Source organism: Shewanella sp. S1-49-MNA-CIBAN-0167, assembly GCF_040310145.1.
Classification (GTDB): Bacteria; Pseudomonadota; Gammaproteobacteria; order Enterobacterales; family Shewanellaceae; genus Shewanella; species Shewanella psychromarinicola.
In genome coordinates, this window is sequence record NZ_JBEOPO010000045.1 from 1 (window position 1) to 12427 (window position 12427).

The following is a 12427-nucleotide window of genomic DNA, read 5'->3' on the forward strand; positions in this document are numbered from 1 at the left end:
TGACTGATGGGGCTCGAACCCACGACAACCGGAATCACAATCCGGGACTCTACCAACTGAGCTACAATCACCACTGATATCAATTCTACTAACCAATACGAAAGAACCACTACATGCCGAATGGTGCGCCCAGAAGGATTCGAACCTTCGGCCTTACCCTCCGGAGGGGTACGCTCTATCCAGCTGAGCTATGGGCGCTCGCCTTGGTTAGCGAGGCATATAATATGGATAAAACACCGCCGCGTCTAGCCCTGATTTGCATTTTTTAACTGACTGATTAACTTTTGACTCATTTTGGGTGACTATTTACTCATTTGCGATAGTTATTAACATTGTGCTCACATTTATTTCGCTTGGATAACAATTGAATTTATGGTAATAATAATGACTGTTCAACAATATTTTTCCAAATATTTTAATAGGATAGAGCAAGGAATATGGATACGGATACGGATATAAGTCACACAAAAACATCCTCAAGTGTTGAGCACCTACAAAAAAGGATTGCTCGCTTGAGAGGTCTGGCTAAAAAATATAAACGTTCCGAAATTATCCAAAATGCCCTCCTTGGTATTTCCAATATTGCGACGCAAGTAGCATCACTTGATGATTTTTACCAACGGGTGCATTTAAATTTACAACAACTTATTCCTGCAGAAAACTTTTTTATTGCATCGCAAGATCCCAAAACGGGATTGACCAGTTTACCTTTTTTTGCCGACCAACAAGATTCTCACCCCACAGAGCTCTATCCAGACCAAGAAATATCAGCGTTGCTTAATAGTGGCCTAACGGGTTATGTGCTTCGTAATGGTGAACCTTTATTATGTGACGATAATAAGTTTAATCAATTAATCGCCAGTGGCGACATTAAAAGCCTTGGATCGCCGTGCCATCAATGGCTCGGCGTACCCATCAAAAACCAAGATGTTGTCAGTGGCGTACTCGTAGTACAAAGTTATAACGAAGCCAATACCTATGGTGAACTTGAATTAGAACTAATGGGTTTTATATGTCACCATATTTCCGGCGTCATGGAGCGACTTCAACATCATCAACAACTTGAACAAGCCATTGTTGAACGGACCAAGGAACTCAGCCAAGCTTATGAAAAGGTTAAAATCGAAGTTAAAGAAAGGGTAAAAGCAGAAAAACTTCAACGAACGCTATTTGAAATAGCCGACCTGTCTGCATCAAATGTGCTGCAACAAGATTTTTACCCTCGTCTTCATAATATTATTAGCCAGTTAATCCCTGCACATAATTGCTTTATCTCACTGATTAACGATAATAATACGTTGTCGTTCCCGTTTTACGTGTCACAAATGGCAGCCGAATATCCCGCATCTCGCCCAATGCAGGATGGATTGACCGAGTACATTCTTGATCATAAGTTACCTCAGTTGTTATCCGCCAAAGATATTGCCCAAATGGTCGATAGAGGTGAAATCTATGCAAAATCACCAGAATTAAACAAAACCAATAGAATGCATCAATGGATAGGTATTCCATTGATCATTAATGGTGATATCGCGGGCGCGTTAACCATTTATAGCTTAGATGACGACCATATTTATCAATTGAAAGATTTAGAGCTACTGACATTTGTTTCCCAACACATGGCCAATGCTATTGAGCGTAAATTGGCGACTGAGTCGCTGAAAAATAGCCATGAGCAGTTAGAGGATAAAGTGGTTAAACGCACTCAAGCACTCGCTGAACTCAACAATAATCTTCAACAAGAGATAAATCAGCGCCGCAAAATTGAAGATCAACTGCTGCACGACGCGCAACATGATGGGCTGACGGGTTTACCTAATCGCAGCTATTTAATGGAGCGATTGTCACAAGCATTAAAACACTTGCGCCGTCATGGCTTAGATCAGTTTGCATTGTTATTTATCGATCTTGATAGATTTAAAGTGATCAATGATTCTTTTGGTCACTTAGAAGGCGATCGATTTTTAATTGAAACTGCGCAACGCATAAAGTCATGTATTCGCGACAACGATACTCTGGCACGAATGGGGGGAGATGAATTTGTCATCTTGCTTGACTCAATTAATGCTACTGAAGACGCTGTCGAAGTCTGCGAGCGTATTTTACAGACATTATCAATGCCCTATCAGCTAGCCAAACAAGAATTTATTTCTGGTGCCAGTATCGGGGTTGCATTTAGCGGGCGTAATAAATTGGTTACCAGTGAATCGCTGCTGCGTGATGCTGACGCCGCTATGTATCAAGCTAAAGCCAATGGCAAAGGCTGTTTCGTCATTTTTGATGACAAGCTCAGCGCTCAATCTCAGCAACAACATGCATTAGAAATTGATTTTAAGAAGGCTCTCGACCAGCAAGAGTTTCAGATACGCTACGTTGAAGTGGTCGACTTTACCACAGGTGAAATTATTGCTATCGAACCACAAGTTGAGTGGCATCACCCAGAACAGGGCATCATTGAACACGTAAAAATGAAACACTTAGCGGTACAATATCAACTAACGCTTAATTTAGATGGTTATATGTTTGCCCATTTAAACGATCAGTTTCAGTCGCTCAAACAACAATATGGTGCCGATGTTCATTTTCATTTATCGATTTGCAGCCAACACATTAAAAATAAATTTGTATTACGCAACCTTAAAAACACTATCAAAAACAGCAATATCGATTTAAGTAAGTTAATGTTGTTTTTCAACGAAAAAGCCTTAGTTCAAGACACTGAAAATCATATTAACGGTTTTGAGATCATCTCACAGTTAGGCGTGCTAATTGGCATTGATGGCTATGGTACAGGTTACAGCTCTCTAAGTTGTCTCAGCTTTTTACCCATTCAAGCATTGAAATTGGATGAAGACATTAGTAAACACTTACTTAATGATAAACAATTACAGTTAGTCAGGGCTTACCAACTCACCGCTGCAACCCTTCAGTTTGATATGTATGCTACTACCGTAGACACCCAGCAACAGGTTAGACAATTTTTAGCCTTGGGTTATGTCCGCGGACAAGGTCGTGCATTAAGTAAGTTATTTTGTGAAAAAAAGCCCTATATATCTTGTGCATGATCAATAAGCCAAACGGGTTCATGACTCTTTTTTAAACATGTCGCGTAAATTGGCAATATGACTTTTGCCGGTTTCCACCCGTTGTTGTTCAGTTTGCACCGGTTTGCGGTTTTCCCAAATGAGGTCATCTTGCGGTAACTCAAGTAAAAAACGACTGGGTTCGCAACGAATCGTTTCACCAAATTGACGTCGCTCACGGCATATCACAAACCATAATTCACGTTGTGCACGGGTTATCCCCACATAAGCCAGTCGACGTTCTTCATCGACATTTTCCTCATCAATACTCGATTGATGTGGCAAGATCCTTTCTTCAACTCCCACCATAAATACAAAAGGATATTCCAGTCCTTTAGAGGCATGTAAGGTCATTAACTGAACTTGATCGCCACCTTCATCCTCACTGTTACGTTCCATCATATCGCGCAGCGTTAATCGAGTGACCACTTCGGGCAACGTCATCGGTTCATCTAACTCATCACCTTCGAGCATTTCGGTAACCCAACGATACAATTCAGAAATGTTCTTCATGCGCATTTCAGCCGCTTTGGCACTGGTACTGGTCTCGTATAGGTAATCTTCGTAATTTATTTTACGGATCAATTGTTTAATCGCCTCAACAGGCTCGCCACGTGTTGCAACCTCTCCAGTATCAACAATAAACGTTCCAAACTGATACAAAGAGTTAACCGCCGCAGGCGCTAGATGATGGTTGAGCTCAACATCAAAAATCGCTTCAAATAACGAGATATGTTTTTGATTGGCAAAATGACCTAAACGCTCCAGTGTCGCAGGACCGATACCACGCTTGGGTAAGTTAACCACCCGCAAAAAGGCATTATCATCATCAGGGTTCACCACTAAACGCAAATACCCCATAATATCTTTAATTTCTGCACGAGAAAAAAAGGATTTACCACCACTAATCTTATAAGGAATACGGTTGGTAATGAGTGCCCGTTCAAGTAAACGAGACTGATGATTACCTCGGTATAAAATGGCGTAATCACCAAACTTGGTCCGCCCAACAAACTTATGCCGAATAATCTCCGCCACCACTCGTTCAGCTTCTTGTTCTTCGTTAGCGGCAATTAATATTCTTATCGGTTCACCATAAGCTAACTCACTAAATAACGCCTTGTCGTACACATGAGGGTTATTGGCAATCAAAATATTGGCGGCACGTAAAATACGTTGGCTGGAACGATAGTTTTGCTCTAATTTAATCAGTTTAAGCCTTGGATAGTCGGTCCCTAACAACACTAAATTTTGTGGTTTCGCGCCGCGCCAAGAATAAATAGACTGATCATCATCGCCCACCACAGTAAAACGTGAGCGTTCACCCACCAAGAGTTTCACTAATTCATATTGGCTGGTATTGGTATCTTGATATTCATCCACCAGCAAATATTGAATTTTAGTCTGCCAACGAGTGCGCACTTCTTCATTCATACGCAACAATAACGTTGGAATTAAGATCAGATCATCAAAATCGAGCGCATTATAAGATTTCATATGCTGAGCATACCGTTGGTACAACATGGCAAATAACTGGCTTTGCTCATCTTTTGCCATATTTTTCGCTTGCTGAGGGATCACTAATCCCCCCTTCCAATTTGATATCGCTGATGCCAAAGATTTGATTAGGTCTTTATCTTCATCTAATTCATCTTCAGTCAGTTCTTTTAATAAGGCGAAGGTATCTTGGTCATCAAACAAAGAAAAACCGGCCTTAAGCCCAAGCACTTTATGCTCGCGCTTAATAATTTCGAGTCCTAAGGTGTGAAAGGTTGAGATCCATAATCCACGGGCATCTTTTCGACCCATAGACTGAGCCACACGCTCTTTCATTTCACGAGCGGCTTTATTGGTAAAGGTGACGGCGGCAATATTGCGGGCTTTATAGCCACATTTTTCGACTAAGTAAGCAATTTTATTAATGATCACCCGTGTTTTACCACTCCCCGCGCCCGCGAGCACTAAGCATGGACCCGATACATAATGTACGGCTTCATTTTGCCCTGGATTGAGTTTCATTAATCATTACACCTTACTTAACCTTAAACGAAGACGGATCATAGCAGAATCACCTCGCGACGGTTAACGAAAATCACAGTTAGGTTTTGGAAAATCGCCGACCTCGGTTACAATTGAATCAATATATCAGTAGGGAATAATTATGATTAATCCAAAGAAAATAGAAGAGCTCGCTAAACAGCTTAGTGACAATCTACCTAACGGCGTAAAGCAATTTGCTGGGGAATTTGAAGAACGCAGTAAACAAATACTTCAAAACCAACTGATGAAATTGGATGTTGTTTCCCGTGAAGAGTTTGAAGTGCAGCAGCACGTGTTACTTAAAACCCGTGAAAAGCTTGAAGCATTACAAGCACAAGTGAATGAGTTAGAAAAAAAGTTAGCTGACTAACGACTAATTTCTAACAGGCATAAAAAATGACGCTATAAAGCGTCATTTTTATGATTACGCAAAACTGATGTTTTATTTTAGCGACTCTTCTAATGCACGTAAGCAAAGGGCGACGTTTTCACGACGAGCACTAAAGCCCATTAAGCCGATACGCCATGCTTTACCCGCTAATGCCCCTAAACCTGCGCCAATTTCTAAATTATATTCTTCCAATAAATGCTTACGCACTGCAGCGTCATCAACACCCTCTGGAATATATACAGTATTGAGTTGAGGTAAACGTGACGACTCTTCAACCACAAATTTAAAACCAAGTTGGGTTAGTCCATCACGTAATAATAGGTGCATTTTACGGTGTCTTGCCCACGCATTTTCAAGCCCTTCATTGGCAAGCAAACGTAAAGACTCGTGGAGCGCGTATAAGGCATTCACTGGAGCGGTGTGATGATAACTGCGCTTAGCGCCAGCACTATTACCCCAATAACCCATGACTAAAGTTTGATCTAAGAACCAACTTTGCACTTGGGTAGTACGGGCTTTTAGTTTCGCCACCGCTTTAGGAGAAAATGACACTGGTGATAAACCGGGTACACAAGATAAGCATTTTTGGCTGCCAGAATAAATCGCATCAATGCCCCACTCATCCACTAGCAATTCAACACCACCAAGTGACGTCACCGCATCGACAATGCTGATACAGTCATGCAATTGCGCCAAGGTACACAAGGTTTTGGCATCCGATAATGCCCCGGTTGATGTTTCAGCATGCACAAAGGCTAAAAATTTGGCATCGGGATGCGCCACAAGTGCGGTTTCAACTTTATCTGGGCATACTGGTTCACCCCATTCATTGTCGACCACAACGGCTATACCGCCAACGCGCTCAACGTTTTGGCGCATACGTTCACCAAACACCCCATTGCGGCACACAATCACCTTTTCGCCAGGCTCAACTAAGTTAACAAAGCAAGTTTCCATACCCGCACTGCCTGGCGCCGATACCGCTAAGGTCATTTCGTTTTTGGTTTGAAAAGCATATTGAATTAAGCTTTTTAATTCATCCATCATGCCGACAAAAAGTGGGTCAAGGTGACCGATAGTCGGTCGTGATTGGGCCGCAAGCACTTCGGGATACACATCAGATGGGCCTGGGCCCATTAGAATTCGGCACGGTGGCATAAAAGCTGGAATTGTTGGCACGGGTAACATCAATGTCTCCTTAAAATGAGGTCGAATACGCTAAATACTAATTACATTAATACGATTAGTATTACTAGCATATGGAAAAATTTACCCTACATATAAAGCAACCCCAATGACATGATGCCGCGACGGCATCGTATATTGGCGATTTGGAACACAGCCACGAATATTTTTTCGTTTTAGGCGCACTGACAATACCACATTGAGGCACTAAATCACCTCTGGAGGGTATTTTAACATCAATTACCGCTTCGCTTAGCGCTATTCAAAAATAACTGATATGCCGGACTGTGGGTTTCTTCTTGATAAACGAAACCTAAGTCTGTTAAAAACTGGGCAAACGCCACACCGTCTTTCTCCGGTACTTCAAAGCCGGCTAACACTCGGCCAAAGGCTGCGCCATGGTTACGATAATGAAATAAACTGATATTCCACTTGCTCTGTAAGGTGGTTAAAAACTTCAACAATGCCCCAGGATGTTCAGGGAACTCAAAGCTAAACAAGCGCTCTTCTAGCGGTTCAAGTGGATGACCACCGACCATATAACGCACATGCAGTTTAGCGGTTTCATCTTGAGATAAATCTTGAACTTCAAATCCTTCCAATTCAAGTTTAGCGATAATCTCGCTTAGCTCTGCTTGGCCCCCCGTAAGACGAATGCCGGCAAACACCACTGCAATGTCACGGCTACTAAAGCGATAGTTAAACTCGGTCATCACCCGTTTATCGAGTAACTGACAAAAGCGTAAAAAACTGCCTGGCTTTTCAGGGATTTTCACCGCTAACACCGCTTCTTTTTGCTCAGCTAATTCGCAGCGTTCAGACACATAACGTAAGCTATGAAAATTGACGTTTGCGCCACTCAAGATAGCCGCCACTTTTTTCGGTGCATCAACCGCATCGCCTTGTTGCGCCATGTATTTTTTAAGCCCCGCAATCGACAAGGCTCCGGCGGGTTCAGCTATTGCACGAGTATCTTCAAAAATATCTTTTACCGCCGCGCAAATTTCATCGGAAGTAACGGTAACCACCTCATCAACGTATTCACGCGCTAAGCGAAATGGCTCAGTACCAATGCGTTTAACCGCAACGCCATCAGCAAATAACCCCACTTGAGCCAATGTTACCGGTTCATCGGCTTCTAATGCCGCCTTTAAGCACGCCGCATCTTCTGGTTCAACCCCAATGATCCTCACTTGTGGCATCACCGCTTTATAATAGGCCGCAATACCGGCGATTAATCCACCACCGCCAACAGGCACAAACACGATTTCAATATCCCGTTGTTGTTGTACCATTTCTTGGGCAATGGTGCCTTGACCAGCAATCACCGCTTCATCATCAAACGGGGCGATATAAACACGCCCTTCTGTTGCCGACAGATTTTTAGCATACTCATTGGCTTGATCAAACGCTTGCCCATGTAGCACTACATTGCCACCTAAGCGTTTCACTGCATCAATTTTAATATCAGGCGTAGTACTTGGCATCACAATAACGGCATTAATACCGCGGCAGGCGGCAGACATCGCCACACCTTGAGCGTGGTTACCCGCAGACGCACACACCACGCCTTTATCACATTCATCTTGAGTTAACGCTGCGATACGATTGTAGGCACCGCGGATCTTAAACGAATGCACGGGTTGCATATCTTCACGCTTTAAATACACCTGACAACCAAAGCGAGCAGACAATTTATTCATGCTCGACAGTGGCGTCACTTTAGCGACATCATAAACAGACGACAGTAAAATTTTCTGCAAATAATAATGGGCTAAATCTAATTGAGTTTGAGACGCTAAAGCCAACATATTACCCCTCCAGCTTAGAACGATCACGAACAGCACCTTTATCAGCACTGGTCGCCAGTAATGCATAGGCTTTAAGTGCTAATGAAACATAACGCTCGCGAGAAACCGGTTTCCAACCTAACGGACCTTTGGCATCCATAGCATTGCGGCGACGAGTAATCTCTTCATCACGGACATTAAGTTGAATACTACGCTGAGGAATATCGATGGCAATTTGATCGCCATTTTCAATTAACGCAATAGTGCCACCTGACGCCGCTTCTGGTGATACATGGCCAATTGATAAACCTGAGGTGCCACCGGAAAAACGACCATCGGTGATTAATGCACATTTAGCGCCTAAACCACGCGATTTCAAATAAGTTGTTGGATAGAGCATTTCCTGCATACCTGGGCCGCCTTTTGGGCCTTCGTAGCGGATCACCACCACATCACCTTCAATCACTTCGCCGCCTAAAATGCCGGCTACTGCATCATCTTGGCTTTCATACACACGGGCATTGCCAACAAAGGTTAAATTAGACTCATCCACCCCTGCTGTTTTCACAATACAACCATCAACGGCAACGTTACCTGACAATACGGCTAGGCCACCTTCTTGACTAAACGCAAACTCACGCGAACGAATACAGCCATGTTCGCGATCATCATCGACACTGTCCCAGCGACAATTTTGACTAAATGCTTTAGTGGTTGGAATACCTGCCGGGCCAGCACTAAAAAAGCGAATAATGTCAGGGTCACTAGTCTGTTTAATGTCGTACTTGGCTAACACTGATTTTAAATCGCCGCCATCATCAGCGGCCACATGCGGCACATCGTTATGCAATAAACCCGCGCGGTCTAACTCACCTAAAATACCCATCACCCCACCAGCACGGTGGACATCTTCCATATGATATTGAGGCGTTGATGGCGCAACCTTACATAAATGAGGCACTAAGCGCGATATGCGGTCAATATCCGCCATGGTAAAGTCAATTTCGGCTTCTTGCGCCGCGGCCACTAAATGCAACACAGTATTAGATGACCCGCCCATAGCAACGTCTAATACCATGGCATTTTCAAACGATTTAAATGAGGCTATATTGCGCGGCAATGCTGTTTCATCGTCATGCTTGTAATAACGCTCAGCCAACTTCATTACACGGCGACCGGCTTCTAAAAATAATTCACGACGATCTTCATGAGTTGCCAGCATAGAGCCGTTACCTGGTAACGACAATCCCAGAGCTTCAGTCAAACAGTTCATTGAATTGGCGGTAAACATTCCCGAGCACGAACCACAAGTAGGGCATGCACTGCGCTCAATTTGCTTACTGTCTTCATCGCTGACATTGGTATCGGCTCCCGCTACCATCGCATCAACTAAATCAAGCTTAATAATTTGATCAGATAACTTAGTTTTACCCGCTTCCATTGGACCGCCCGACACAAAGACTACCGGGATGTTTAACCGCAACGCCGCCATTAACATGCCAGGAGTAATTTTATCGCAGTTAGAAATACACACTAATGCATCAGCACAATGGGCATTGACCATGTATTCGACGCTATCGGCAATTAACTCACGTGACGGTAGACTGTACAACATGCCACCGTGACCCATAGCGATACCATCATCTACGGCAATGGTGTTGAACTCTTTGGCAATACCGCCCGCTTCTTCAATGGCGCCGGCAACTAATGACCCCATGTTCTTTAAATGCACATGGCCAGGCACAAACTGAGTGAACGAATTGGCAATCGCGATAATGGGCTTACCAAAATCATTTTCTTTCACTCCAGTGGCACGCCATAGTGCGCGGGCGCCTGCCATGTTGCGGCCTTCGGTACTGGTTGCTGAACGTAATTTGGGCATTACAAATATCCTTGTTTACTACAGTGCTCGTTAGCGGTTTTTCCAATAACGACTAAATAATCTCTAACTAAATAGTATCTAACTAAATCGTGCTTGGCTCAATCGTAAGCGCTAGCCGTTGGCGACCTTGTTTAACGGTATCGCAGATAACACCTTACAATGAGTCACGTCGATTAATTTGTCTAACTGGGTACTCAGCAGTTCAATGGCACGTTCGGCCTCAACCCATAAGTCTACTGCCATGCTGGCATCGTCATTGATACGCACTTGCATTTGGGTGACTGTAAACCCACGATGGCGAGTAACACGTAGTAGGCGTTCAAGCACTTCAGGGCAATGTTGAACGGTTATTTCTAATGCATGCATCATGTTTGCTTCTCCATTTGATCCATCATTTCACTATTACTCGCACCCGGTGGTACTAAAGGCCACACGTTAAAGGCATCATCAATCGACACATGCAGCATGTAAGGACCACTACTGTTTAACATATCTTCTAATCCTTGCTCGACTTGATCGGCACGCGTTATCGTTCGACCTGGTATATCAAATGCTGATGCCATAAGGACAAAATTAGGATTATCAGATAAGTCTGTTTCACTGTAGCGCTCTTCAAAAAACAGTTGTTGCCACTGTTTAACCATACCGAGTTTTTGATTATCCATCAGTAGGATTTTTACCGGCAACTTACGGCGTTTGATTGTGGTTAATTCTTGAACGTTCATCATAAACGAGCCGTCACCAGAGACCGTGACCACAGTCGCATCGGGTCGCGCAACTTGAGCGCCAATCGCGGCGGGTAAGCCAAAACCCATGGTGCCTAAGCCTGCACTTGATAAGTGATCTTCAGGGCGACGAAACCACATGTGCTGCGCCACCCACATTTGATGTTGACCCACATCGCAGGCGACCACACTGTCTTCAGGTAATTTATTGGCTAAACGACGTAACATCGCTGGGGCATAAATTAACTCACCCGGATGTTGGTAATCCCATTGGTGCTTAAGAGATAACGCCTCAACATCTGCTTGCCACTGACCAATATCAAGCTGGCCAGTCACTGCGGCCGTTAATGCGGGTAACACCAAGCTCAACTCGGCTGCAATCGCTACGTCAGCTTGGCGTAACTTGCCGATTTCGGCAGCATCGATGTCTAAATGCAATACTTTGGCATTACTGGCAAAACTGGCAAGGCGACCGGTAACACGGTCATCAAAGCGTGCACCTACTACCATTAATAAATCGCATTCTTGCACTGCAAGGTTTGCGCCTTTGCCACCATGCATGCCCAACATGCCTAAATAACCTTTAGTACCATGTGCAATGCTGCCCAAGCCTTTTAAGGTCGCCACCGAGGGGACGCCTGTGGCGGCGATAAACTGACGTAAATGCGCAACCGCGCCAGCCATTCCAACACCACCACCGACATACAGCATAGGTTTTTTAGCCTGCTTAATTAACGCTGCTGCAGCGTCTAATTCACTGACTTGGGGTTGTAATTCATCGGTAACGCTTTGAAGCGGTGTTTTGTATTCTAATGAAGCCAGTTGGATGTCTTTTGGAATATCAACTAACACCGGACCAGGACGTCCTGCTGCGGCGATTTCAAATGCGCGATATAAGGTAGGAATAAGCTCATTGATGTCGGTGACCATAAAACTGTGTTTAGTGCACGACAACGACATGCCTAATACATCAATTTCTTGGAATGCGTCAGTACCAATCACACTGCTAGAGACTTGACCGGTTATGGCCACTAGCGGAACAGAGTCAAGCAGAGCATCGGCGAGTGAGGTGACTAAGTTAGTGGCGCCAGGACCGGATGTAGCAAAGCACACTCCTGTTTTACCACTCGCACGAGCATACCCCACCGCAGCAAACGCGGCGCCTTGCTCATGACGGCTAAGCAAGTGCTCTACCGGACCGCCATAAAGGGCATCGTAGATTGGCATAATCGCCCCACCAGGATAACCAAATACGGTTGTCACACCATGTGCTGCTAGTACTTTAATTACTGCATCAGCGCCGCGCATTTTCTGTACTGCTTCCATATGTT

Annotated in this window: 8 protein-coding genes and 1 tRNA gene; 2 read left to right on the forward strand and 7 right to left on the reverse strand. The window is 44.1% G+C overall.

All coding sequences use genetic code 11. The annotated features are described in order from the left end of the window. Positions 1-121 precede the first annotated feature (121 nt). Positions 122-198, reverse strand: a tRNA-Arg gene (locus AAEZ00_RS17675). 239 nt (positions 199-437) lie between these two features. Between AAEZ00_RS17675 and AAEZ00_RS17680 the strand changes: the two genes are divergently transcribed. Beyond that, positions 438-3065: a sensor domain-containing phosphodiesterase gene (locus AAEZ00_RS17680; protein ID WP_351089294.1), complete on the forward strand. Its 2628-nt coding sequence runs from the start codon at positions 438-440 to the stop codon at positions 3063-3065. 18 nt (positions 3066-3083) lie between these two features. Here the strand turns inward: AAEZ00_RS17680 and rep are convergent, their stop codons facing one another. Next, positions 3084-5102: a DNA helicase Rep gene (gene rep / locus AAEZ00_RS17685; protein ID WP_101033007.1), complete on the reverse strand. Its 2019-nt coding sequence runs from the start codon at positions 5100-5102 to the stop codon at positions 3084-3086. Between the two features lie 142 nt (positions 5103-5244). On the opposite strand from rep, the gene ubiK reads away from it, so the two are divergent. Continuing rightward, positions 5245-5493, forward strand: coding sequence for a ubiquinone biosynthesis accessory factor UbiK (ubiK, locus tag AAEZ00_RS17690; RefSeq protein WP_101033008.1), 249 nt, complete (start codon positions 5245-5247; stop codon positions 5491-5493). Positions 5494-5565: 72 nt separating this feature from the next. On the opposite strand, the gene AAEZ00_RS17695 is transcribed toward ubiK, so the two are convergent. The 5 genes from AAEZ00_RS17695 to ilvG form a co-directional block, all read right to left on the reverse strand. Further along, on the reverse strand, positions 5566-6702 hold the full coding sequence (locus AAEZ00_RS17695) for a pyridoxal-phosphate-dependent aminotransferase family protein (RefSeq protein ID WP_351078800.1): 1137 nt from the start codon (positions 6700-6702) through the stop codon (positions 5566-5568). Positions 6703-6935: 233 nt separating this feature from the next. Then, a complete protein-coding gene (gene ilvA, locus AAEZ00_RS17700) occupies positions 6936-8510 on the reverse strand; it encodes a threonine ammonia-lyase, biosynthetic (protein WP_101033010.1) in 1575 nt (524 codons plus the stop codon). A gap of 1 nt (position 8511) precedes the next feature. Continuing rightward, the gene (ilvD, locus tag AAEZ00_RS17705) at positions 8512-10371 is read right to left on the reverse strand and encodes a dihydroxy-acid dehydratase (RefSeq protein WP_124013236.1); all 1860 of its coding nucleotides are present in this window, start codon (positions 10369-10371) and stop codon (positions 8512-8514) included. Positions 10372-10482: 111 nt separating this feature from the next. Beyond that, entirely contained in the window at positions 10483-10740 is a 258-nt protein-coding gene (ilvM, locus tag AAEZ00_RS17710; RefSeq protein WP_101033012.1) for an acetolactate synthase 2 small subunit, read from the reverse strand. After that, positions 10737-12422 carry an acetolactate synthase 2 catalytic subunit gene (gene ilvG, locus AAEZ00_RS17715; protein ID WP_351078805.1) on the reverse strand — a complete coding sequence of 562 codons (1686 nt, stop codon included), beginning with the start codon at positions 12420-12422 and terminating at the stop codon, positions 10737-10739. The genes ilvM and ilvG overlap by 4 nt, the downstream gene beginning before the upstream one ends. Between the last annotated feature and the right edge of the window lie 5 nt (positions 12423-12427).

Bases quoted from the DNA above. Each gene is read 5' to 3' on its own strand.
- AAEZ00_RS17695 (WP_351078800.1), bottom strand. From the start codon at position 6,702: ATGTTACCCGTGCCAACAATTCCAGCTTTTATGCCACCGTGCCGAATT.
- AAEZ00_RS17680 (WP_351089294.1), top strand. From the start codon at position 438: ATGGATACGGATACGGATATAAGTCACACAAAAACATCCTCAAGTGTT.
- ubiK (WP_101033008.1), top strand. From the start codon at position 5,245: ATGATTAATCCAAAGAAAATAGAAGAGCTCGCTAAACAGCTTAGTGAC.
- ilvG (WP_351078805.1), bottom strand. From the start codon at position 12,422: ATGGAAGCAGTACAGAAAATGCGCGGCGCTGATGCAGTAATTAAAGTA.
- rep (WP_101033007.1), bottom strand. From the start codon at position 5,102: ATGAAACTCAATCCAGGGCAAAATGAAGCCGTACATTATGTATCGGGT.
- ilvA (WP_101033010.1), bottom strand. From the start codon at position 8,510: ATGTTGGCTTTAGCGTCTCAAACTCAATTAGATTTAGCCCATTATTAT.
- ilvM (WP_101033012.1), bottom strand. From the start codon at position 10,740: ATGATGCATGCATTAGAAATAACCGTTCAACATTGCCCTGAAGTGCTT.
- ilvD (WP_124013236.1), bottom strand. From the start codon at position 10,371: ATGCCCAAATTACGTTCAGCAACCAGTACCGAAGGCCGCAACATGGCA.